At 46.1% G+C, this 22,858-nt stretch carries 22 protein-coding genes; 1 reads left to right on the top strand and 21 read right to left on the bottom strand.

Annotated features, from left to right (window positions below; all coding sequences use genetic code 11):
* Positions 1-1,500, top strand: coding sequence for a methyl-accepting chemotaxis protein (locus tag GQA99_RS00750; RefSeq protein WP_189386203.1), 1,500 nt, complete (start codon positions 1-3; stop codon positions 1,498-1,500).
* A gap of 102 nt (positions 1,501-1,602) precedes the next feature.
* Here GQA99_RS00750 and GQA99_RS00745 read toward each other — a convergent pair whose 3' ends face one another.
* The 21 genes from GQA99_RS00745 to recG all read right to left on the bottom strand — a co-directional run bounded on the left by GQA99_RS00745 (position 1,603) and on the right by recG (position 22,733).
* A complete protein-coding gene (locus tag GQA99_RS00745; RefSeq protein ID WP_229785798.1) occupies positions 1,603-2,373 on the bottom strand; it encodes a hypothetical protein in 771 nt (256 codons plus the stop codon).
* A gap of 28 nt (positions 2,374-2,401) precedes the next feature.
* Positions 2,402-3,628, bottom strand: coding sequence for a beta-ketoacyl-ACP synthase (locus GQA99_RS00740; protein WP_160051940.1), 1,227 nt, complete (start codon positions 3,626-3,628; stop codon positions 2,402-2,404).
* On the bottom strand, positions 3,625-4,350 hold the full coding sequence (locus GQA99_RS00735; RefSeq protein WP_160051939.1) for a 3-ketoacyl-ACP reductase FabG2: 726 nt from the start codon (positions 4,348-4,350) through the stop codon (positions 3,625-3,627). The genes GQA99_RS00740 and GQA99_RS00735 overlap by 4 nt, the downstream gene beginning before the upstream one ends.
* Positions 4,351-4,378: 28 nt before the next feature.
* On the bottom strand, positions 4,379-4,876 hold the full coding sequence (locus GQA99_RS00730) for a hotdog family protein (RefSeq protein WP_160051938.1): 498 nt from the start codon (positions 4,874-4,876) through the stop codon (positions 4,379-4,381).
* Between the two features lie 4 nt (positions 4,877-4,880).
* Positions 4,881-6,098, bottom strand: coding sequence for a beta-ketoacyl-[acyl-carrier-protein] synthase family protein (locus tag GQA99_RS00725; RefSeq protein ID WP_160051937.1), 1,218 nt, complete (start codon positions 6,096-6,098; stop codon positions 4,881-4,883).
* 26 nt (positions 6,099-6,124) lie between these two features.
* A complete protein-coding gene (locus tag GQA99_RS00720) occupies positions 6,125-6,721 on the bottom strand; it encodes a DUF3261 domain-containing protein (protein ID WP_229785797.1) in 597 nt (198 codons plus the stop codon).
* On the bottom strand, positions 6,714-7,976 hold the full coding sequence (locus tag GQA99_RS00715; RefSeq protein ID WP_160051936.1) for an NAD(P)/FAD-dependent oxidoreductase: 1,263 nt from the start codon (positions 7,974-7,976) through the stop codon (positions 6,714-6,716). The genes GQA99_RS00720 and GQA99_RS00715 overlap by 8 nt, the downstream gene beginning before the upstream one ends.
* Positions 7,977-10,388 (bottom strand): MMPL family transporter, encoded by a 2,412-nt coding sequence (locus GQA99_RS00710; protein ID WP_160051935.1) that lies wholly within the window; start codon positions 10,386-10,388, stop codon positions 7,977-7,979.
* Positions 10,388-11,185 carry an outer membrane lipoprotein carrier protein LolA gene (locus GQA99_RS00705; protein WP_160051934.1) on the bottom strand — a complete coding sequence of 266 codons (798 nt, stop codon included), beginning with the start codon at positions 11,183-11,185 and terminating at the stop codon, positions 10,388-10,390. The genes GQA99_RS00710 and GQA99_RS00705 overlap by 1 nt, the downstream gene beginning before the upstream one ends.
* Positions 11,186-11,205: 20 nt before the next feature.
* On the bottom strand, positions 11,206-11,637 hold the full coding sequence (locus GQA99_RS00700) for an acyl-CoA thioesterase (RefSeq protein ID WP_160051933.1): 432 nt from the start codon (positions 11,635-11,637) through the stop codon (positions 11,206-11,208).
* Positions 11,638-13,197, bottom strand: a complete 1,560-nt coding sequence (locus tag GQA99_RS00695) for an HAL/PAL/TAL family ammonia-lyase (protein WP_160051932.1) — start codon at positions 13,195-13,197, stop codon at positions 11,638-11,640. It lies immediately after the preceding gene.
* A 4-nt stretch (positions 13,198-13,201) separates the two neighbouring features.
* Positions 13,202-14,992 (bottom strand): glycosyltransferase family 2 protein, encoded by a 1,791-nt coding sequence (locus GQA99_RS00690; RefSeq protein WP_160051931.1) that lies wholly within the window; start codon positions 14,990-14,992, stop codon positions 13,202-13,204.
* A complete protein-coding gene (locus GQA99_RS00685) occupies positions 14,989-15,387 on the bottom strand; it encodes an ApeI family dehydratase (RefSeq protein WP_160051930.1) in 399 nt (132 codons plus the stop codon). The genes GQA99_RS00690 and GQA99_RS00685 overlap by 4 nt, the downstream gene beginning before the upstream one ends.
* A complete protein-coding gene (locus GQA99_RS00680; RefSeq protein WP_160051929.1) occupies positions 15,380-16,747 on the bottom strand; it encodes an AMP-binding protein in 1,368 nt (455 codons plus the stop codon). Before GQA99_RS00680 ends, GQA99_RS00685 begins: the two co-directional genes overlap by 8 nt.
* Entirely contained in the window at positions 16,740-17,291 is a 552-nt protein-coding gene (locus GQA99_RS00675) for a COG4648 family protein (protein ID WP_160051928.1), read from the bottom strand. Before GQA99_RS00675 ends, GQA99_RS00680 begins: the two co-directional genes overlap by 8 nt.
* Positions 17,291-17,539, bottom strand: coding sequence for an acyl carrier protein (locus GQA99_RS00670; protein ID WP_160051927.1), 249 nt, complete (start codon positions 17,537-17,539; stop codon positions 17,291-17,293). Before GQA99_RS00670 ends, GQA99_RS00675 begins: the two co-directional genes overlap by 1 nt.
* 8 nt (positions 17,540-17,547) lie before the next feature.
* Positions 17,548-17,802: a phosphopantetheine-binding protein gene (locus GQA99_RS00665; RefSeq protein WP_160051926.1), complete on the bottom strand. Its 255-nt coding sequence runs from the start codon at positions 17,800-17,802 to the stop codon at positions 17,548-17,550.
* Positions 17,802-18,662 (bottom strand): lysophospholipid acyltransferase family protein, encoded by an 861-nt coding sequence (locus tag GQA99_RS00660; RefSeq protein ID WP_160051925.1) that lies wholly within the window; start codon positions 18,660-18,662, stop codon positions 17,802-17,804. Before GQA99_RS00660 ends, GQA99_RS00665 begins: the two co-directional genes overlap by 1 nt.
* The gene (locus tag GQA99_RS00655; protein WP_160051924.1) at positions 18,655-19,386 is read right to left on the bottom strand and encodes a beta-ketoacyl synthase chain length factor; all 732 of its coding nucleotides are present in this window, start codon (positions 19,384-19,386) and stop codon (positions 18,655-18,657) included. The genes GQA99_RS00660 and GQA99_RS00655 overlap by 8 nt, the downstream gene beginning before the upstream one ends.
* A 235-nt stretch (positions 19,387-19,621) precedes the next feature.
* Complete coding sequence (locus tag GQA99_RS00650; RefSeq protein WP_160051923.1) at positions 19,622-20,515, bottom strand: DUF3014 domain-containing protein; 894 nt, start codon at positions 20,513-20,515, stop codon at positions 19,622-19,624.
* Positions 20,516-20,657: 142 nt separating this feature from the next.
* On the bottom strand, positions 20,658-22,733 hold the full coding sequence (gene recG, locus GQA99_RS00645) for an ATP-dependent DNA helicase RecG (RefSeq protein WP_160051922.1): 2,076 nt from the start codon (positions 22,731-22,733) through the stop codon (positions 20,658-20,660).
* Positions 22,734-22,858 lie beyond the last annotated feature (125 nt).

Here is a 22,858-nt window from a genome sequence, read left to right as displayed (position 1 = left end):
ATGAATGAGAATCAAATAACACTGTTAAAAAAGCATGATCTGTATATTTACCAAATCTTAATGCTGCAAGGGCCATTACTGTTTATTAGTGGTTTTTTTGGTGCGCAAATGATGACATTTAGCACTATCGCTGCCATTGCGATTTTAGTGTTAGTGCAGTTAAGTTACAGCTTACTGAGAGGTACAGAGCTTTTTGCCATTGTGGGCGCGGTGATTATGATGACCGTTTCTGGATTGTTGATTCAAAGCCAGATGGGCATGCTGGAGATGCATTTTCATATTTTTGCCTCTATGGGTGTATTTTTGATTTATTTACGCTGGCAACCCTTGTTGGCGGCATTATTAACGGTTGCGGTGCATCATGTTGGTTTGACCTATATTCAGCTGCAAGATGTTAGCTTTTTTGACACGCCAGTGATGATTTTCGCCGGCGAATGTAATTGGACCATAGTGTTTATCCATGCATTATTTGCTGCGGTCGAGACCTTTATTTTAATCCGTATTAGCTTATTTATGCGCACTGATGCTGTGGCTAATCAACGCATTGCTGGCGCGATTGAAACCATTTCAGCCAATAAAGATTTGTCTGTGCGCCTACCCTCGGCAGACACCCCAGCAGAAATGTCGTTTAATTTAATGCTTGAGGAGTTGTCTCAGTTGTTTCACGATTATCGTGATATAGCTAAAAAAATGGCTAACACCTCAGATAATTTAATGGGGTTAAGTGATAAGGCTCAGCATTCTGTAGAGCAGCAAACGCATCAAGCCCATGTGATTGCCGATACTACACACGTGGTGATTGAACAGTTTCAACAAATGGCTCACGACAGTCAATTATCGGCAGAGCAAGCTAAAGATGCTGCCAGTTCAAGCATAAGCGATAGCCAAAGTGCGCTTAGTATTATGAAGGACATGCAGTTGCTGGAAACCAATACTACAGAGGTGACAGAGTCATTAACCGAACTGACCAAAGATGTCGGCGCAATTACCTCATTGCTACAAGCTATTCGTAGCATTTCAGAGCAAACCAATTTATTAGCACTCAATGCCGCGATTGAAGCAGCTAGAGCGGGTGAAAGTGGTCGCGGGTTTGCGGTAGTTGCTGATGAAGTAAGGGCGCTTGCACAGCGTACTAGTCATTCAACCGATGAGATTGAGAAGGTACTAAGCCGATTAAATACCAGTATGCTCAAAACTGTCGACTCAATGGATCAAGGTAAAAAACGCACTTCAGAAAACGTGCAGCATACCAATAATATTGCCAAAGGCTTAGAGCAACGCGCTGCACAAATTGGCCAGGTCTCTACCTTAAGTAACAATGTTGCCAATGGCACTCAAGAGCAGGCCAATAAGCTCAATCAAATTGGTGCTGAGATTTTAGAAAATGCTAAAGCGGTGGTTGTGTTGTCTGAGCAGGTGCAAAAGCTTGCTGTGGGCGCGGTAGACATGAAACGTATTACTGAAGACTATCAAGCCAAGGCGGCAGCCTACAAAGTGTAGCGTGTAGAGTAGATAGGCTTTGAAATAAAACAGATGTCAGCATGACGGCTCACATCTGTTTTTTATTTTATCTGCACCTAACTTAAATATTGGCATAAGTGTTTAAAAATAGGTTTTTAAGTACTTTTTGGCGTAGCTGCGCAGTTTTTTATTGTCTGCGTTGTTAGCCATATCTTCAATGACAGCTTTAAACTTATCGTTACCAGAGCTGGCCAAGGCTTTGGCTAACCAGGCATAGGTATCAATGGCTAAACGGCTGTCGTCCAGCAAGCGCGGCTGAGCTAGTTGTTCACTAAGTTGAGTTAATATCACCTCGCTATATTCACGCTCATACATGATCCGCTTAGCAGCAATGCGGATTAATATCAGGTCATCACTGGTTAAGGCATTGCTGTATGCATTTAACCGTGGCGATAAATCGACATGCGTTTGCGCGTGCAGAATGGGATTCCAAATGGCGTACTGACTAATGTTGCTGATGCCCTCATTAGCATACTTACGTAATTTTTTATGGTAATCACCCTCAGCGATTTGAGTTAACGTAGCGCGATATTTCTCGTTACCAGAATAGCCTAAACCCTTTGCCAGCCAGGATGAATAATCGATAGCTTTTTTGTCAGTCGCGCTGGTTAAACTCTGTTTAAGCGACGCTTCTATCGCATCATATACGGCGACATCTTGCGGCCCTGAAATAATTAAGGTTTCAATGGCCTGTATTTGTTGAGCGTGATTGTCACCTTGAAATATCGCCTGGTATTGCTGTTCTTGGACAATCGGTTCTTGTGCACTGACTAGCGGGGAGAATAACGAGCTCAATAATCCAGCAGCTATCAGTAATCCGCTGATAGCCATGTTGGTTACATTTTTTGTCATGCTATGTCCTTTATCATGTGAGTAGTTTTTAATTCCAGCGTTTAAAAATCAGTGAAGTATTGATGCCACCAAAGGCAAAGTTGTTGCTCATGATGTATTGGGTATCAAGTTGGCGAATATCGCCTTTGATATAATCTAGCTTGCCACATTCAGGGTCGACATCATCAAGGTTTAATGTGGGCGCAAACCAGCCTTCGTTCATCATTTGGATACTGGTCCAGGCTTCGAGTGAGCCACAGGCGCCAAGCGTGTGGCCGGTATAACTTTTGAGTGATGAAATTGGCGTGTTTGCACCAAAAACTGCATGCGTTGCAGCGGTTTCAGCAATGTCGCCACGGTCTGTTGCAGTACCGTGCGCACTGATGTAACCAATGTCTTGCGGCGACAGCTTAGCGTCTTTTAACGCTAAACGTATGGCCACTTCCATGGTGTGTGCATTGGGCTGGGTCACGTGTTGACCATCTGAGTTGGTGCCAAAGCCGACAAGCTCTGCATAGATTGTTGCCCCACGAGCTTGAGCGTGTTCTAACTCCTCGAGTATTAACGTGCAGGCTCCTTCTCCTATGACTAAACCATCGCGCTGACTGTCAAATGGGCGTGGGGTTTGCTCGGGAGTATCATTTTTTGTGCTGGTGGCAAATAAGGTATCAAATACCACCGCTTCCGTTGGGCACAGCTCTTCACCGCCACCGGCGAGCATAATGGTTTGCATACCGTATTTAATCGCTTCGTAGGCATAACCTATGCCCTGACTGGCAGAGGTGCAGGCGCTACTTGTTGTGTGGATACGGCCTTGTAAGCCAAAAAACACTCCAATATTTACCGCCGTAGTGTGGGCCATCATTTTGATATAGCTGGTGGCGGTCAGTCCCGACATTTCGCCGGTTTTAAGCATGTCACCAAAGCCCATGATAGGGTCGGTACTGCCGGTTGATGAACCATAAGCGACTCCAACCCGGCCTGAGCTCAATACCGGGTCATTTAACAGCCCTGCATCTTCTAGTGCCAGCTCGCTTGCGCGGGTTGCCATGAGCGACACCCGGCCCATGGAGCGAATTTTTTTACGCGAGTAATGCGATGGTAATTCAAAATCACGCACAGGTGCGGCCAGGCGAGTGTTTAAGTCTGGATAGCGATCCCATTCATCTATGCGAATAACACAATTATGCTTGGCTAATAAACTGGCTTTAACTTGCTGCCAGTCCTGGCCTAGAGCAGAAATCCCGCCCATACCAGTGACGACTACGCGCTTCATATCATGCCTCCATTGACCGAGATAACTTGGCGGGTGATGTATGCGGCATCTTCTGACAATAAAAAGTTTGCCAGACCGGCTATTTCATTGGGTTTGCCCATGCGTTTCATTGGCACCATTTGGTTGACTAAATCGGTTGGGAAATCACTCACCATGTCGGTTTCGATTAACCCTGGAGCAATGCAATTCACGGTGATTTTGCGTTTGGCTAACTCAAGCGACAATGCTTTTGTTGCACCAATAATGCCTGCTTTAGAGGCGCTGTAATTGACTTGGCCGCGATTACCGGCAATACCCGAAACCGATGCGAGGGTAATAATGCGTCCACCTTTACGGGCTTGCACCATCGGCATGATGGTGGGGTGAATCACATTGTAAAAACCGTCTAAATTAGTGTGGATAACACTGTCCCATTCGTTTTCGGTCATGGCGGGAAAGGCGGTATCGCGGTTTATGCCGGCATTTAAAATCACCCCGTAATAAGCACCGTGCTCGGCAATATCGGCTTCAATGGCTTGTTTTGCAGCAGGACGATCGCCGATATCAAATTGTAATAAACTCACATTAACGCCAAGGGCGCTGAGTGTTTGTTGCACCTCTGCCGCTGCGCTATAGTTGCTGTGAAAATGCAGTGCAATATCAAAGCCATTTTCGGCTAATTTAATGGCAATGGCTTTGCCAATCCCCCGGCTTGAGCCGGTAATTAATACTCTGTTAGTCACAAGTCTCTCCATGATCTACTGTTTATTATTATGAGTTAGGGCTTGTTTGGTTTTCGTTGATGTATGCCTGGGTATCTTGTGGTTGAAACACATTGACGTTTGCCGAGGCGATCACATGGCCCTGATGAGATATTTGGCAATCAAATACCGCTAAACCAGATGGCTCTTGATAAAGGCGGCTCACCCTAGTGTGATAGGTTTGCCCAAGTATAAAGTGGCCTATGTGCATTTGTAATTTACGGCTCCCCAGTAAAAAGCCGACGCGTACTTTGTCACCCATTAACTTGGCTTCAACACCCGCTAATGCTGCAATGCTTTGTGCCATGTATTCAATGCCGACGTAATTGGGTACGCCATTGATTGCACTATCAAAGTAAGCGCTTGCTTCGTTAATATGGATAGCCGTAAGTAAGCTGTCTGGTTGATGTTCTAGCAGGTTATCAATCAAAATCATTGGTGCACGATGCGGCACAAACTCGCTAATGTCGTGGGCTAATAGTGTGGCGTCAGCAATAAGGGTCGACATGGTTTTAGGCATCCTTTTTACAAAAAATAACGCTGGCGTTGCTGCCACCAAAGGCAAATGAGTTACTCATAATATAGTTGAGTGACTTTGCTGGTTGTGAATTGGCAAGCTGTGGAGCGTTGGTGTTCACTAAGGGGATGCTTGGGTCGTTATTGTCAGCCTGGCCGTCCCATATATGCGGTGGCAACTGCAAAAGCTGATTATGCTGGCTAAGCAGCAAATAACAAAATGCCGCTTCAATGGCGCCAGCAGCGCCCAAGGTGTGGCCTGTTAAGGGTTTGGTTGAGCTACACGGCGGTAATGCGGGGCTAAATACCTTGGTGATGGCGCGTGATTCCATGGCATCGTTTTTTGGGGTGGCAGTGCCGTGCAAATTAACATAATCGATTTGTTCTGGCTTAATATTTGCCGCTGCTAATGCGCTATTCATGGCTGCGATGGCGCCGAGGCCTTCAGGGTGCGGCGCTGAAATATGGTGGGCGTCGGCAGATTCGCCTATACCCGCTAGCATGACGTCGCTTTGGCCACGCGTTAAGGTAAATAGCGCAGCGCCCTCACCAATATTAATGCCGTCGCGGTTTAGGCTAAACGGATTACAATGTGCTTTAGCAATAGACTCTAGCGAGTTAAATCCATTTACGGTTAATTGGCATAAGCTGTCTACGCCGCCCACGATAACCATGTCACACAAGTTTGCGTGCAGTAATCGTTGTGCGCTGGCAAACACTTTGGCACTTGATGAACACGCCGTCGACACAGTGTAGCAGGGGCCTTCGAGTTCAAATAACTGCTTGAGGTAGTCGCTAGTGCTGCCCAGCTCTTGTTGTGAGTAATGGTAACTCGGTGGAAAGTGACCATGTTCGAGTTGGTAGGCTAATGCGGCTTCACCTTTGGAGATCCCCGAGGTACTGGTGCCTAAAACTACGCCAATTCTATCAGCGCCATATCGTGCTTTAGCCTTGCTCACAGCCTCGGCAATTTGCATTGCAGCGGTATGGAGTAACTGATTATTTCGACAAGCAAACAGCTGTAAATGCGCCGGAATATCAATCAGGCTGTCATCATTTACGCTGCCGACAATCGTTGGGCCGCTAAACAATATATCATCACGATATTGCATGGCACTGGTGTCGCCATTGACCAAGCGCTGCAACACTGTTTCAGGCGAGTTGCCTAAAGGCGTACAAAGTCCGATATGGGTAATTGCGATTCGGTTATTCATATTGTGTGCTCAGTCTGTGTCATTGGTTACTCGAGTGGCGTAATGTGCAACAAAATGTCGGCTGATTTGATGGTAACGCTAATATTGGCTTGCCACGGGTTGAGCTCACTATAGCTAATACTGATTTGCTCGCCATCGGCATCGACTAACTGTTTACATAATGCACTTGCGCAAGGTGTATCCAGCAACTGAGCATCTGTGAGCTGCTGATTGACTTGCTCCGTTGGCCAGTAGATAAGCTGCATGATGGCCATTAAATACTCGGCATTAAAGGTACCGCCTAACAAGCGACTTTGCTCACTTTGTAAGGTGTGGCCATCGTACACTAGGGTAAACAATGCCTGGCCTAATGGCGCGAGCCCCACTAAGGTCATACGTTGTGAGGTGAGCTCTAATTGAGTCAGTAACTCATGATTATCCTGACCATGGCTCATGCTGATCATTTGGCTTAGGCTGATATCACTTTGGGCATTCAATGCATTCACTGTCGGCGCAAGACAATATTGAGCCTGACTGCTTATCGCCATACAGCTTTGCCGGGTAAATTTTTGGCTACAACTTGCTAATGCGCACAGCAAAAACACTGCGCCAATCAATTTGATAGCACGACTACACTTAAGCAACGTCTAACTCCCGACATAACTCAACGATGGTATTAAGGCGACGCTCTGACTCTTTCACAAACGGATTTTTAGAGTCCCATGCGTAACCTGCCAAAATTGAGCAAATCATTTGTTTTACATTACTATTTGCCTGTTGATAAAAAATCACATCCTGAAAACGGCCGTCATACCAGGCCTGAACATAAGTTCTAAAGGTATTAACCCCAAGCATTAACGGCTCGGCGTAATCGGCTTGCCAATCGACGGTTTCACCTTTGAGTTGCTTATCCAAACTTGCGCACGCCATGGCGGCCGACTGCATAGCAATAGTAACTCCAGATGAAAATACTGGGTCAAGAAACTCACCCGCATTACCCAATAAAGCAAACTTGTTAGTGGCAAGCGTGGTCACATTGGCCGAGTAACCCTGGAGCGTGGCACAGGGTTGCACTACTTTGGCATTGGCGAGTAAACGCTTTAAATCAGGCTCCTGCGCAATAATCGCCAGCAACTGCTGTTCCAGGCTGCCAGTTAAATGTGCTAATAAATGGGGCTCGCCGACAACACCGATAGAGCAACGGTTATTGCTAAAGGGAATGAGCCAATACCAAATGTCTTTATGTTCAGGATGAACACTAATGAGGATTTTATTGCGGTCAAATTCGCTATCGCTAATATTGTCTTCAATATGGGTAAAAATAGCGCTGCGAGACGGTAAGTTTGATGGTCGTTCAAGGTTTAATAACCGGGGTAATACTCGGCCAAAACCACTGGCATCGACAATAAATTTGGCATTGATTTGATAAGGCTGACCTTGCTCATCAGTGATTTGCAGTGTGGGTTCGTTGCTAATATCGACCGCATTAACTTGATGACCAAAGCGAATGTCGACGCCCTGGCTGATGGCGGTGTCAGCCAATAATTTATCAAATTGGCCGCGCTGAACTTGAAACGTAGTGCCCGGGCCTGGGGTGAACTTATCGGTAAAGTCGAATGTGGTGTAACGGCCTTGATGGCGAAATGCGGCGCCATTTTTAAATTGAAAGCCAGCCTGATTAACCGCATCTAGCATGCCGGCTTGTTCAATAAACTGCATACAACAAGGCAGTAAACTCTCGCCGATAGAAAAACGCGGAAACTGCTGTTTTTCAACTACCACAATCTTATGGCCTTGTTGGCGTAATAAACTGGCTGCAATCGCGCCAGACGGGCCGGCACCAATAATGGCAACGTCGACGTCCATGTTGTTAATTGTGCTTGTTTGATTGCTTTGCATTTACAGTGACTTCCTTGTAAAAAATGAAATAAACGGCGCTAATAAAAAAGCAAAGCTGATGCCAAATAAAAGCGTTAGGCCGAAAAAGTGAATCGCATGGGTTTGGCTCAGCGCCAATAAACCAAAGGCTAATAAGGTTGAGCAGGCCGACATAAATATTGCCATCATCACTCCATGACTGGTGTGTTTGGCTTCGGCAAAAAATAAGCTGTAATCAATACCAATACCCAGTACTAAAATAAAGGCTAAGGCATGAAATAAGCTAATGCTTGAGCCAACTAAGCCCAAACAAGCCAAAGTAAGCAACACGGCAAACGCCGGTACCGCAACAATGGCAAGCGCCAGTTTAATGCCATATTTAACGCTAAAAACAATACTGGCAAGCGCAAACACCCACATTAACAACTGAAACGTCAGTTGGCGATACTGGCCCATAATGTTGGATATATCGCCAACCTTATCAATCACTCTGACTTGCCCTAAAGGCCAACTCTGGTTGGTGAGTCGCTGAGTTAACGAGGGCAGAGAATCAATGCCACCTAGTAATACAATTGCGCCAAATTGTGTCGTGTTGTCAGCGCTTGCAACATCACCCAACCACAAGGCTTTTAAGTCATCATTGGCGTGCTTAAGCACAGTTTGAGGTGTGAGCCATGCTGAGTTAGCCTGATTAAACTCGGCGATTAAACTTGCCTTTATGCTGTCATCTAGACCCATTTGCTCAATGATTTCAGCTAAGTGTTGTTGGTAAAGCTGTTGCTGTAGTTGGTAGTGATACTGCTGACGCGCCATGCTCGGTATGAAGCGACTGAGGCTTACTGCTTGAGCGATTTCATTGTTTGATATGGCCGTCTCTAATACTGGGGTTAGTTGCTCAAGTGTTTGCAGTAAGTCTTGTTCATTAGCGCTACTGACTAAAATAAATTGGTTATCTGTGCCGCCGCTGAGCAATTGTCTCAGCTGGTTTTCTTCAGTGGTTATCGACTCTGGGCTTTGCTGCAATTGCCGAATATCATCGTTGCTAGTAAGTTGCGACAACCCGAAAAACAGTATGGCTAATACAGCAACAGGCAGCAACATGAACATGACTTTTTGTGAGGCTTTTTGTACCGGTTGTGTTGGAGTAAATACGCGCTTTAACCCGTTTAAATATGCCTGAGCAAACCCAAGCCCTTGAGTGTGCTTTAGTGAATGATTTCCCAAAAGTGGGAATACTAACAACAAGGTGAGATACGCGCCTATTAAGCCCGCAGCGCAAAATACCGCGACTTGTTGCATCCCCGGGAAAGGCGTAAAACCAATGGCGATAAATGCACTGGCGCTGGTGGCTAATGCGAGCGTTAGCGCAGGAAAGATACGTTTGATGGTGTCGCTGGCAGTGTCATTAGGGTGTGCTTGTTTTTCACAATAAAAATGAAAACTGTAATCAATGGCCACACCAATTAAGCTGGTGCCAAACACCAATGTCAGTAAATGCAATTCACCAAATAAGCTAAGAGTAGCGACAAAAGCAAACACGACCCCAGTGGATAAGGTCAGTGTTGCTGCCACTAACGGCATTACCGAGCGAAATGCCAACCACACCAATAATACAATGCCCAGCAGTGAGATTAGGCCGATTTTACTGATCTCTTGTTTGGCTGATTCGGTTGAGGCGATAGCATGAAACAATGCCCCAGCCTTGAGTACGCGAATTTGCGGATACTGTTGTGTTATCTGACTAAATGCAGATTGTAGCGCCAGTATTTGCTGTTGCTGTGCCGTGGGGCTAAACGCACTGTCGCGGCCTTTGGCCATAACGATAGCGGCAACTCCGCTATCTGTATCGGTGAGTAAAATACCCTGTTGGCTACGAAGTTTGCTATTCGGTGACAGCGCCAACAAGTTTGCAGGAAACAATAACAGCGGGTCGCTCGCTAACAGTTGGCTGTTAGCAAAACCAAAGGCGCTATACAGTTGATTTTGCGCGGTCGCTAACAGCTCATGCCAGTTATCTGTTGCTAGCGCATGTGCTTGCTGGTGGGTGAGTAAACTAAAGCGATGCTCAAAATACACTTTGGCTAACTCTTCTAACTGATTATCTGCGCCACTTCTAATGGCGTTAAAAGCTTGTTGTGGCTGGCTTTGTAACGAAGTCATTAACTGCTGAGCGGCATTAACGGCCTGATTATCGCTGTCTGCTAATATGGCAATATACACTTGATTGGCGAGTCGTTGCTCGACGGTGTCTAATGCTGTTTCAGTGAGTTTGTCTTGTTGTAAATGAGGCAACATGGCCAAAATATCAGTTTGGATCCGCGCGCCTTGCTGCCATTGCCACACGCCGCTAATTAACATGGCAAGCAGTAATAATAGCCATAGGGCAAAGCGGCTTTTGGCTGAGGTTAATGCATTAAACGGGCTGCGGGGCATTACTGAGCTAACCCACTGCTAAGGCTAAACAGTGCAAGTTCGCTGTTACTCAACGGGCCTTGTTCTGTGTTGGTAAATTGTATGTAGGTGTAGTCGCTGATGTCCGTTTGCTGGCTGGTCATGATGAGTGTGCGAATATGCTTGTCACCACTTAAAGTTATGTTACCCATAGCGGCATGCACTTGCGGATCTTTTGCTTGTAAGCCGAATTGCCACACTGAGCCTGTTGTTTCTGTGGGCATAAATAATCTAAAGTCAGCGCTGAGCGCGTTTATGTCGCCGGCCATGATGGCTTGCAATAAACGCGGCAGTTGCTGCGCGATGGGATTGCCGCTGGCTGCTGAGCTGAGCTGTTGCACTTTTCCCTGACTGTTTTGCTGAGTTAATTGCTGATCTTTAAGCACCATTAAGCTGTTAAAGGGTTTAAGCTGTTGCCAAACCAAACCCTGACTAGGGCTGAAAATAAACCGACCCTGGCTTTGTAACGGTTTTTTGAGCACAGCTAAATGACGCTGTTGCAGGAATTGTCCGCGGGTATCGGCTTGTAAATTCAGTTGCTGCGCTAATGCCTCAAGAGCTGACGAGCTAGCCGGCTGTTGGTACAAATTGTTAATTTGCGCCAATTGAGCCTTTGTCAGTTGAGCCTCATCCTCTTGAGCCTTATCGTCAGTATGGGCTTGTGTAGATGAACTTTGTGACTGCGAACTTTCAGCATTGTTATCAGCAGCTATGGGTGCCGGGTTTGCGCTTACATTGGCAACTAGAGTGCTCCAGCAAAGTAGGAGACTTGTTAGCAATAGCGCCTTAATGACTGGCATCAGGCCTGGCTCTCATCTAATAACGGACGAATTTTTTGCTGAAACACCTCTGGCGTTACAAAGCATAACTCCTGGGTGGCAATTTCTACCGCAGCCTGGATGGTATAGCCCTTAGTAATACGCGCATTGGTTTGGGCATCGACTATTTGGTAGTTAATTCGTAAACGGTTTTCCCACTCAACAATGGCGGCAATCACTTTGACTTTTTGATCAAAGGTGCTGCTTTTAACATATTTAATTTGTACGTCGACAATCGGCCAGGCATAGCCTGACTCAAGCATGGTGCGGTAGTTATAACCGAGCTTATCGAGCAGCTGGCAACGCACTACTTCAAAGTAACGCAGGTAGTTACCATGCCAAGTAATGCCCATGGAGTCGACATCGTGAAATGGGATCACCATTTCCATTTCGGTAAGCAGTAAACCTTTCATTTAGCACACCTCCCATTGACCGAGTTGAATTTTTTCGACCGTTTGGCGCAATACTGATTCTAAAGGACGGTCTTCAGTGAGTAGCTCACAAGCCTCACTCACTTGCTCAAGGGTTTTAGCGAGCGACGGGGTTAATGACTGCGGATCTAACTCTTGCTGTATCACCCGCAGTTGGATCCCCTGACTCATGGCTAACAAGGCCGCTGCTGCCACTTGTTCAGTGAGTTGCAGCACGCGCATGCAATCTCGCGCGGCAATGGTGCCCATGCTGACTTTATCTTGATTATGACACTCTGTAGAGCGCGAAAACACACTGGCAGGCATGGTGTTTTTTAGCGCTTCTGCAGTCCAGGCAGACACACCGATTTGTACCGCTTTAAAGCCATGGTTAATGGCGCGGCGCTCGCCGGTTGCCGCTGATAAATTAGCCGGTAAACCATTATTAAATTTCGGGTCCATTACCAGTGCCATTTGGCGATCGATTAAATCGGCAATATTGGCCACGGCGTTTTTCAGTGCATCCATGGCAAAGGCAATATGCCCGCCATAAAAGTGGCCGCCATGAAGTATGTGCTCGCCTTCAGCATCCACAATCGGGTTATCGTTAGCGCTGTTGAGTTCGGTTTCAATAAACTGGCGCATAAACGGCAGTGCATCTTGCAATACCCCAATAATATGCGGCGCACAGCGAATGGAGTAACGATCTTGTAGGCGGTCTGAATTACGCGGGTGAGTATGGTGGTTTAAGTCTTCACGGATCCAACTGGCAATTTGGTTTTGCCCCGGGTGAGGTTTGGCGGCAAACAAAATGTCGTCAAAATGGTTGGAGTTACCTTTAAGGGTTAACGATGCCATTGCGGTTATACGGCTCGATAAACGGCTTAAGTATTGCGATCTGTCATAGGCTAAACACGCAAGCGCTGTCATGACGGCGGTGCCGTTCATTAATGCAAGGCCTTCTTTTGGGCGTAATCTCAGTGGCACTATGCCAAGTTGTAAATACACATCTTTAGTGGCTTGGCGTTTACCTTGATACATCACTTCGCGCTCGCCGACTAATACCGCTGCAAGGTAAGACAGCGGGGTTAAATCACCACTGGCGCCAACTGAGCCTTCTTGAGGAATGATAGGCGTGATGTCGTTGTTTAATAGCCATTCAATACGTTGCAATAGTTGATAGCTCACGCCAGATTTACCCACTGCCAATGAGTTGAGGCGGCACGCCATTATGGCGCGAGATTCCATTGGGCTAAAAATGTCGCCTAAGCCACAACCATGAAAGCGGGTTAAATGCAGCGGTAATTCGTGGACTAAATCTAAGCTGACATTGACGGTGCAAGAGTCGCCATAGCCGGTGGTGACGCCATACACTACGCCTTCTTCATGCAATAAACTGTCAATGAAGCGTGCGCCTTTTTGAATATATTCAACGTAGTCAGCGGTGTCAGTCAGTTTAACCTGGGCGCCTTTGGCTACCGCAACCACTTGCTCTAGGCTGAGGTACTGTTGACCAAAGTGCACTGTGTTATCGGTCGTGTCTGCTGAAGATGTGTGGCTCATGAGATTATCTGTCCTGACTGGGTAATGGGGCTGCACTTGATTGTGAAGGCTGGTTGTTACGGGTAACCAGCTCGTCCTTGCGCCAAAAATCGAAAAAGTTAAACCATTGCATTGGCGCGAGTTGCGCAAAATGGGCTAAACGCTGGCTATATTGGGACATTGCATCGGTTAAGCGTGCTGTTCTGCCGGCTCGAGGGCCTTTTAGCGTGTCGCTTAAGTGTTCAACATGGACTTGATACCGACCATGTTGGCGAATGCAAAATAGGGTATACACCGGGCAATCTAATAAACTGGCCAAAATAAATGGCCCTTGTGGAAAAGCGGCTTCCTGGCCTAAAAAAGGTAAATAGGTCACACGCCCCTGGCTGCTTGATGAGGTACGGTCTGCTGCAATCACCACAATTTCACCTTGATCAATCTTTTGTTGCAATAACATCGCAGTACTAGGGTCGAGTTCATTTACATGGATTAAATTCAGGCTACTTTGCGGGTTAAGTTGTTGTAGAACTTTATTAAAGTTCTCAGCGTGCTGGGTCAGCACCATCACATTCACCTTGACTTTTTGCTGGTGGATGGAGATAGCGCGGCACAGTTCCATATTGCCTAAATGCGACACAATCAATACTGCGCCGCGTCCAGTAGCCACTTGATTTGCCAGAATATGACGGTCGTTAAAGTCGACTTGGGCGAGGTTAATTCTGTCGCACCAGGCATCTATTCGGTCGAGAGCGGCATTTCCAAAAGCAAAAAAATGTTTAAGGCTGTCGCGCCAATTTATTGGGCTGTTAAGCTGTGGATGATTGGGCTGTTGCTGTTGTACTCGGTGTAAAAAATCTAATGATGCATCACGAGCTGTTTTACCGGTAAGGAAAAAGTAACAAATCACCGGATACATAATAGCGCGGCACAACCAATGTCCACCAAGGCGATAGCATTGAGCTAAAAATTTAATACCCCAAAAGCTGCCGCGCTCGCTCATGGCTGACCAATGCTTAGTCGTTGTTTGAGTTGACTGATGTTGTTGATTCGGCTGATTTGAATCTTGTGTCGCTGGATTATTTGGCGCTAAATGCGGCTTAGTAATCATGCGTGGCAAGCGGGTTAACATGCCAAAAAATAGCTTGGTGTGCATCCAACTAATGCGCACATTGTCTCTTACGCCTTGGAAGTGGCTGATGCCATCCTCTGGGTAAATGACTTTGGTTGGTACATGTACCACAGGTGTCCCTTGCCAGTGCAGTTTTACCATGACTTCAATATCAAAATCCATGCGCTCGCCTAGCGCCTGTTGGCTAAATAACTGTTCGGTAGCCGCAAGCGGATACACTCTAAAGCCACACATAGAATCTTGAATATCAAAGCTGAGGGTTTCTACCCACACCCAAAAATGGGTGATGTAACGGCCATATAATCGCCCTTTGGGTACCGACTCATCGTATTGTGGTTGGCCGGATATCAAGGCTGTAGGGTGCTGCTCGCTGGTGGCTATCATCAAGGGGATGTCGGCTAAATTATGTTGGCCGTCAGCATCAACTTGTAAAGCATGACTATAGCCATCTCGGTAAGCCTGGCGTAAGCCGCTCATTACCGCCGCGCCTTTACCGCGATTATAAGGATGTTGAATTAAACTCACCCAACTAAACTTATCGGCTAGCGCTTGCAGCACGTAACGGGTTTGATCGTCACTGCCGTCGTCGACCAAATAACAAGGTAATTGGTACTGGGCCAAATCGGTTAAGGTTTTTTCTATCGCGATATGGTGGTTGTAGTTGGGAATTACTAACGCCAATGTCATGAGGCACTCTCTATATTCATGGCGGTGTTCATATCAGTATTAATGCTGGAATTAAGGGCTATTCGACCCGAAGCAAAGCGTTTGTCGCTATCACGGTAACTGAAAATAAATTTCGATTTGTGCGCCTGATGTTCGATGACTAAATCAACATAGGTATTGGGCAAAATGAGTTGCTGAAACTTAAGGACTTCGAGCGTGGCGACATTGGCATTATAGCCAAAGGCGTTACAACCTAATTTAACGGCCCAATCTAATTGCGTTACGCCTGGCAGTACGGCCTGCTCAGGAAAGTGGCCGTCAAAAAAAGCCAATTCGCCACTAATGAACAAGCGCCATTGGCATTGTTCACCCTCAATGTGTTGATGAATAATTTGCGGTAATACTGATTTAATCATGAATAAATAAAGCTGCTATATCGGCTGAAGTACGTTTGCCCTGGCTGTTCAGCGGCAAGGTGTTTGGGTAGCGCCAGCGCTTAGGTAACGTGATGCGCTCAAACTGGCTCAGTAAGTGATTTTTTAGGGCGGTGTTAATTGCTAACTTACCTTCATCTTTTAGGGTTTGTCTGCCAAGTTCATTTAAGCATACCGCCGCGCCAAGCATGGTGCGTGGTTGTTCTAATACCGTGACTGCCGCGTCGCTGACAAACGGATGGGTTTGCAGCAAGTGCTCTAATTGCGCAAGTGATAAGCGCTTTTCTTCTATTTTAACAATGCGATCTAAGCGGTGCAGTAAACGAAATTGACCATTTTCAAGCAACTCGATTTTGTCATCGCATTTTACCCAGGTGTCTGGGTTGTCTAAGTAAACCGACTGCAACATTAATGCCCCATCTTGTGGATCGGCATTCACGTTTACCCGTTCAAACGGCTGCCAGGTTTGTTGTTGCTGGTGCTGACGTCGATAAGCGATACCGCCGGTTTCGGTACTGCCAAATACCTCAATAGGTAATTGCTTAAAGCACTGTTTAACCGCTTGTGCTGACTCAAAATTTAGCGGCCCACCTGAGCTGAAAATTAAGCTTGGGGTGCGCTGTTGCAGTTGGTTATCAAGGGCGTCGGGTAAACGGGTTAGCTGCGCTGGACTGCTGATTAAACACAGGTTTGGCATAATGGCGAGGTAATAGCTTAGGGTTTCTGGATAGTCGATTTGTTCGCTTAAAAAAGCACGACTTGCCGCTAGCGGCCATAAAATTTTAAACAATAAACCATAAATGTGCTGATGCGATACCGTTGATACTACAGAGCAATGTGGTAAGTGCTGGGCAAAGGTATGTTCTAAAATACTCACTTCGGCATCAAGTTGCGCAAGGGTTTTGGTAATGGCTTTGGGCTGACCACTACTGCCAGAGGTAAATAAAACCAGTTCACCTAAGGTGCTAGCTTTCGGCCAGTTTGCCGCGGGTAGGCTGAGTTCTTTTTTAAGGCTAACAAACTCGCCAGCTTCGCATAACGGTTTGTCGGCAATAATGGCGTCAAACTCATGGTTAAGCTCGCTTAATGTGCCGCGCTGAGTGTTGGCTGGCAGTATCACTTGCTTACCCGCAAGTAATGCAGCGCAAAGGCCTGCGGCAAATAAGTCACTTTTTTGTGCAGCCAGCAACCAGCGCTTGGCATCACTTTGACTGAGCTGGTTGTGCAAGTGAGTGACATGGGCGCAAAATAGCGAACCCGTCATGATGTCATGATGATCAAAGCTAATAAGCTGCTGAGCAGCAGGGCCATTGGTTAACCAGTTAAGCAAAAGTTTAGTCATGTTTTTTCAGCCAAAACTTGCGATAAATCCATTCACCACTGAGTAGCATGCCTATGAGCACATAAGCTATCAGTCCGTTGTAAAGCGTCCACATTTCAATTGTTGTGGCTATTGCTGTGTAGGCTGCTATGGCGCCATTGACAACAAAGAGTCCACACCATAATTTGGTTATGGTGCGCAAATATTCAATTGCTGAGTCTGGTAAATCAGGCTCTTTTATCCGAGCTAAGCGCTCAATCATACTGGGCCCATGCACCAGCGAATAACTGAATAAACTTAATAAACTGAGGTTGATGACCACCGGATAATACAGTAGCCAGTCATTACGCTTAGCAATAAAACTGGCCCCAGTTAACCCTATCCCAACAATGAGCGGCAATACCATTGCACGCACTTGTTGCTTGGTAACGAGCATACGAGTAAGCAGTAACACACATAGCAATAAGGCGATGTAACCGGGCGGTAAATACTGTAATCCAAAATACACTGCTAATGGGTACGCAACAATCACTAACGTGGTAATGATCTGCAAGAGTAACCGCATTAGCTTTGCATTAATCCTTCCACAGCGTTAACCACATCATTAACGGTACGCACGGTTTTAAATTCTTCTGGTTGAATCTTTTTGCCGGTGAGTTGTTGCAACTTAATCACTAAATCCACGGCATCGATGCTGTCTAAATCCAACTCTTCATACAATGATGCATCTAAGCTAATATCTGCTGGGTCTATTTCAAACTCATCCACTAAAATGGTGCTGAGCATGGCAAAAATTTGATCACGGTTTTGCATGCTGGCTCCTAAACACGTTGTGATTCAATAAAGCTAGCCAGGCTAGCCACACTGAAAAAGTGTGCTTTAGTTGCGTCTGAATTGGCTTCAATTTTGACGTCGAATTCTTTTTTGATGGCAAGACCCAGTTCTAGCGCATCAATAGAGTCTAAACCTAGGCCTTCACCAAATAGTGCGGCATCTGTATCGATATCATCAATGGTGACATCTTCTAGGTCTAAGCTGTCAATGATCAGCTGTTTAATTTGATTGTGTAAGTTCATTATTTTCGTTTCTTATCAGTATGGCTATCAATAGGGATCGATAGGCTGTTTAAATAAAACTGTTGTAAATCTCGGGTAAGTTGCCGAGCCATTTTTGCTTCGTTACCTTGGGTAATCTCATCGTCATGGTGCAGAACGCTATCGGCAATTTCAACCGACATGTTGATGGTTTGTCGTGGTATTTGGTACCAAGACTCTTGTTTGGTTAAGCCTGCTACATCGGTGCGAAGTATCACAGGTAAAATATTACTTTGAGTACGGATGGCAATATTAGCCGCCCCGCGCGCAAATGGGTTAATGACATTACCAACCAGTGTGCGGGTGCCCTCAGGAAAAATCACTAAGTTTGTGGCGTTATTTAACACTTGCTTACAATCTTGCAGCAGTAGGTTGGCGCTGCGATTGGGGATATAGCCCACACTAGATAACACCCCACGAATAAACGGATTACGCCATAAGCTTTGTTTTACAATGCAGCCGGCATTTGGCATTAGGCTAATGAGTACCACGACATCCACCAGGGTTGGGTGGTTGGCAATCACAATATGGCCTTGAGCTTGTTGTAGTAAATGCAGATTTTTGGTGCTGACATTAATCACTCCCACCGCAGTTAGCATGGCAACAAAACCTTTAAACATTACACTCACGGTTCGTTGCACTCGTGCGGTTCGCGCTTTTTTAGTACCCGGCCAGTAACGTAATACTGGCAGTATGGTTAATGAACTGAGCAAACCGCCAAGACCAAACGCCATGTAACACATTGCGCCACCTATCCACCGCGGAATATACCTAAGCCCAGTTAGTTTTGGGGCTAAACTTTGTTGAGAGGTAAAGGGGGCTGACGGCTGCGAATTAATCATGATGCTCAACAGACCAATACCAATGACACAAACACCCCTGAATATTTTTACCTGTGGCGATGTGGTGAATTAATTGGCTAAAGCTGATGTTATCTAGATTTTGGCCTGAGATTGGGTGGTCGGATACGCTTAAAGTGACTCTTGCATTCACATCACTATTGGCAGGTGCTAGGTATAAACCTAAGGCGATGGGCAGCTCCACTTCGTGGGTAAACTCACTGTAAACAGGGGGTACAGGGTCATCGCCAAACACCATTAATAATGGGCTAGGGTCTTGTGCCAGTTGCGCGTAAGCTTCGATTAATGCCTGGGGTAGGGTTTGCTCACCTGCAGCGATGGATGTTGAAGCGGCGGTGTTATGAGTCACGATGCCGAAAATGCCACTGGCTGTGTTGTGTACTGATTGGCTAAAAGCCATAGGCGAAAGCGGCTGTTGCTCGGTGATATCTTTTAGTAATCCAAGGGTACGGGTCAGCTCGCCATGTCGTGATGAAAAAATGCTGCGAGTGTGCGACGCGACCTGGCATTCATGCGCTGCAGTTAACATCATTTTGGTGAGGCGGCTAAAGCGGCGACGTTGCATTGCTGGGATGTGCGATAGGGCAGGCGTTGCTTGGCTTGCAGACACACTTGTGTTTGGCTGTTGCCAATGTTGCCAGCTTTCAATGGTTTGAAAGTCTGGTGACCATGCGCCCCAAGAGAGAAGTTGAAATGTTAAGTGCACTACTTTGCCTCTATAACTGCCTAGCTATCCTTATCTAAGTGTTAAAAAATAATCATCTATTTGCTGACTATTCGTTAACGGCGCTAATTGTACACCTAACAGGGGTTGTTTAAGAAGTCACGCTAAAGAAAAAACGATTTTTTTAGATTATTTACTCAACAATATCCACTCAAAACATCAGTAAAAAAAAGCGCGGCTGGTTAGCCACGCTATTTGAGGTATTTAGGTTAATTGATTACTGTGCTGGAAAGCTGGCCTGAAGCTTTTTCACCGCAGCTTTTATTTTACGAGTGTTTTCAGGGCCCATACGGATCAATAACTTTTGCGCATTAGGCAGCGCTTCTAGGTTAGGGTCGGCATAGTGATAGTTCACCGTGACAGACGACAATTCAATTGGGTCTTCAATAATAGGGGCATCAGCCACCATAGCAAACATGGCTTGCATACGCTTGTCAAAATCAATGTCACTGTAGCCTAATTCAGCAAAGGCCTCGGCAAACAAAGGCTTTAGCTCGGTATAGGTCGCCACTAATTCTTTTTCATCCAAACCTGCAACAAAGTCGGCATACAAATCGTAACGATGGTAACTGTCTGGATTTAAGAAGGTTTTATTGGTGATTTCGCTAACTGAAAACTCAGTTTCAGGGCCTTTTAATGGGCTTGCTTTACGGACTAATTCACCTTGGGCGAAGTTGTCGATAAACACCACAAACTGACGGGCCATGTCTTTTTTCAAAATCATTGGCGCAATTTTCATTCCGTTTGCGATGGCGAGTGTTTTACCTTCAATGAAGTCATCTGATTCAGTTAGCGCTGGTAACGGTTCAACGACTGCTGGGGCTGTGTCGGTTGTTTCTGCTTCACCTGTAGGCACAACATCATCTACTGTGGTGGTAACTTGTTGTGGTTCTTCAATCGGAGCTTGTTCAATTGGCGTTTCAGGTAATGCTTCTGGTAACTCAACCGGTGTCATTACCACAGGATCAAATTCTTCGCTGTCGTCACTGGTGAAATAAAAATAGCTACTGGCAGCAAGCAACGCGATAACCGCTATAGCAATAAAAGCGATATTGGTACCTGACTTCTCATCAGTTTGTGGGGTAATTCTATCTTCTTCATTAACTTGCATTTCAATTCCTTGGCGTGTTTGCTAGATATCTAGATGGAGTCGAAAAATACTGCATGGTCGTTATACCATTTTGCAATATTCAACAGCGTTGTCTAGTGGTAACTGGTGATAATCCACATTAATTCATTTTATGCTCAAGTTTTTAAGCTTGGACATACTGTTGGCGATCTCCTAACCATCGCTCAATGATGGCATCGATGTTTTGCGGCACCTGCTGGTTAATGTGCACCGCTAATTTTTGGGTTGGGGCAATAAGGTGCTGATCACGAATTAAATCGGCAATTTTAAGGTCAGCTAAACCGGTTTGTTTTGTACCAAGCACTTCACCTGGGCCTCTGATTTCAAGGTCTTTTTGCGCAATCACAAAACCGTCATTGCTGTCTCTTAGCACGCCTAAGCGCTTAGTGGCCGTTTGCGATAGCGGCGCCTTGTAAAGCAGCACACAATGGCTGGCTATTGCGCCACGACCCACTCGACCTCGTAACTGGTGTAATTGGGCGAGGCCTAAACGCTCTGGGTTTTCAATAATCATTAAGCTTGCATTAGGCACGTCAACGCCGACTTCTATGACGGTGGTTGCCACCAATAAGTTCAACTCGCCTGATTTAAACTGTGCCATGATGGCTTGCTTTTCAGCGCTTTTCATCCGCCCATGGACCAAGCCCACTTTTAATTCGGGCAATGCGACACTCAGTTCTGCTGCAGTGTCTTCTGCTGCCTGGCACTCTAATACTTCAGACTCCTCAATTAAGGTGCAAACCCAATAAGCCTGACGGTTATCGTTTATGGCGGCATGCCTAACGCGTTCAATGATTTGCTCCCGGCGTGTATCGGCAATGGCTACTGTGGTGACAGGCGTTCGCCCCGGTGGGAGTTCATCTATGATGGAAGTATCGAGATCGGCATAAGCTGTCATGGCAAGAGTCCGCGGTATTGGCGTAGCTGTCATGATTAATTGATGCGGATGAAAACCCTGACTGATGCCTTTTTCACGCAAACCTAGACGTTGGTGCACGCCAAAACGATGCTGCTCATCAATGATGATTAAGGCTAATTTATTAAAGACAACGGCTTGTTGAAAAATGGCATGAGTGCCAATAACCATTTGTGCTGCGCCAGAGGCGATGTCTTCAAGTGATTGCGCTCTGGCTTTGCCTTTTAGTTTGCCTGCTAACCAGCCTACTTTGAGGCCTAAAGGTTCAAACCATGTGGCAAAATTAGCCGCGTGTTGTTCTGCTAGTAATTCCGTTGGCGCCATCATCGCCACTTGATAACCATTTTCGATGGCTTGCAGTGCAGCTAAGGCTGCTACTAGGGTTTTACCTGAGCCCACATCGCCTTGTACTAGGCGCATCATTGGCGTTGGTTGTTGCAAGTCCTGGTTGATTTCGGCAACTACACGTTGTTGCGCACCCGTTGGCGAAAAGGGCAGTTGAGCCAAAAATGGCTGTAATAATTGCCCCGATGTTGGCATGGCAACGGCCGCATCTTGATTGCTCCGTTGGCGCAATAGCAACATGCTAAGGTTATGTGCGAGCAGCTCTTCTTGAATCAACCGTTGTTGCGCGGGGTGCTGTCCTTGCTCTAACTCATATGGCGATACTGAACTCGAAGGACGGTGCAGGGTATGGAGTGCATCGCGCAGACTAATATTATTGGGCTGCAAATTGGCCGGGAGTAACTCAGGTAATCCGCCGTTATCTAACATGATTAATGCTTGCTCGGTCAGTTTTATCCAACTGGCTTGCTTAACCCCTTCAGTCGTAGGGTAAATCGGTGTTAGTGTATCGCTGAGTGTAATGGTCTCTCCCGCCTGGATAATTTGATATTCTGGATGGACAATTTCTTTATGGTGATTGCCGCGACGGATCTCGCCGTAAGCTCGAATAATCGCGCCATGTTCCATGGCATTTCGTTGTGCCATCGAAAAGTTAAAAAAGCGCAGGCTCATCATACCGCTGTGATCGCGGACATTACACACTAACATGCGCCGCTTGCCCTGCATTATTTGAGTCGATTGAATTTCAGCTTCGATGGTGCCGTAACTGCCGGGAGGTAATGTTGCAATGGGGTGTATTTGAGTACGGTCTTCGTAACGCAGCGGTAAATGAAACAGTACATCTTGTACTGTCTTAATACTTAACTTGGCGAGTTTCTCAGCGACCTTTTTAGCAACGCCTTTAAGGTCTGTGATTGGAACTTGATCCAGTCGTAGCAAATTGCGTGCACCTAAAATTGATAATTAAAAAGTAAAAACAACAGTGATTTCAATTAGCCCCAATCAATCACTGTAATTATATACAGATGTTTAGGTTATCTTAGCAGAGTTTACCCACAAGGCAA

Source organism: Shewanella litoralis (assembly GCF_009828585.1).
In the GTDB taxonomy this organism is placed as follows: domain Bacteria; phylum Pseudomonadota; class Gammaproteobacteria; order Enterobacterales; family Shewanellaceae; genus Shewanella; species Shewanella litoralis.
The sequence above is the reverse complement of the archived record's forward strand: the minus strand, read 5'-3'. Positions and strand labels throughout refer to the sequence as shown.

Bases quoted from the DNA above. Each gene is read 5' to 3' on its own strand.
- GQA99_RS00695 (WP_160051932.1), bottom strand. From the start codon at position 13,197: ATGAGCCACACATCTTCAGCAGACACGACCGATAACACAGTGCACTTT.
- GQA99_RS00730 (WP_160051938.1), bottom strand. From the start codon at position 4,876: ATGTCGACCCTTATTGCTGACGCCACACTATTAGCCCACGACATTAGC.
- GQA99_RS00690 (WP_160051931.1), bottom strand. From the start codon at position 14,992: ATGACATTGGCGTTAGTAATTCCCAACTACAACCACCATATCGCGATA.
- GQA99_RS00715 (WP_160051936.1), bottom strand. From the start codon at position 7,976: ATGCAAAGCAATCAAACAAGCACAATTAACAACATGGACGTCGACGTT.
- GQA99_RS00660 (WP_160051925.1), bottom strand. From the start codon at position 18,662: ATGATTAATTCGCAGCCGTCAGCCCCCTTTACCTCTCAACAAAGTTTA.
- GQA99_RS00670 (WP_160051927.1), bottom strand. From the start codon at position 17,539: ATGCAAAACCGTGATCAAATTTTTGCCATGCTCAGCACCATTTTAGTG.
- GQA99_RS00710 (WP_160051935.1), bottom strand. From the start codon at position 10,388: ATGCCCCGCAGCCCGTTTAATGCATTAACCTCAGCCAAAAGCCGCTTT.
- GQA99_RS00750 (WP_189386203.1), top strand. From the start codon at position 1: ATGAATGAGAATCAAATAACACTGTTAAAAAAGCATGATCTGTATATT.
- GQA99_RS00650 (WP_160051923.1), bottom strand. From the start codon at position 20,515: ATGCAAGTTAATGAAGAAGATAGAATTACCCCACAAACTGATGAGAAG.
- GQA99_RS00745 (WP_229785798.1), bottom strand. From the start codon at position 2,373: ATGACAAAAAATGTAACCAACATGGCTATCAGCGGATTACTGATAGCT.
- GQA99_RS00665 (WP_160051926.1), bottom strand. From the start codon at position 17,802: ATGAACTTACACAATCAAATTAAACAGCTGATCATTGACAGCTTAGAC.
- GQA99_RS00675 (WP_160051928.1), bottom strand. From the start codon at position 17,291: ATGCGGTTACTCTTGCAGATCATTACCACGTTAGTGATTGTTGCGTAC.
- GQA99_RS00680 (WP_160051929.1), bottom strand. From the start codon at position 16,747: ATGACTAAACTTTTGCTTAACTGGTTAACCAATGGCCCTGCTGCTCAG.
- GQA99_RS00725 (WP_160051937.1), bottom strand. From the start codon at position 6,098: ATGAATAACCGAATCGCAATTACCCATATCGGACTTTGTACGCCTTTA.
- GQA99_RS00700 (WP_160051933.1), bottom strand. From the start codon at position 11,637: ATGAAAGGTTTACTGCTTACCGAAATGGAAATGGTGATCCCATTTCAC.
- GQA99_RS00740 (WP_160051940.1), bottom strand. From the start codon at position 3,628: ATGAAGCGCGTAGTCGTCACTGGTATGGGCGGGATTTCTGCTCTAGGC.
- GQA99_RS00685 (WP_160051930.1), bottom strand. From the start codon at position 15,387: ATGATTAAATCAGTATTACCGCAAATTATTCATCAACACATTGAGGGT.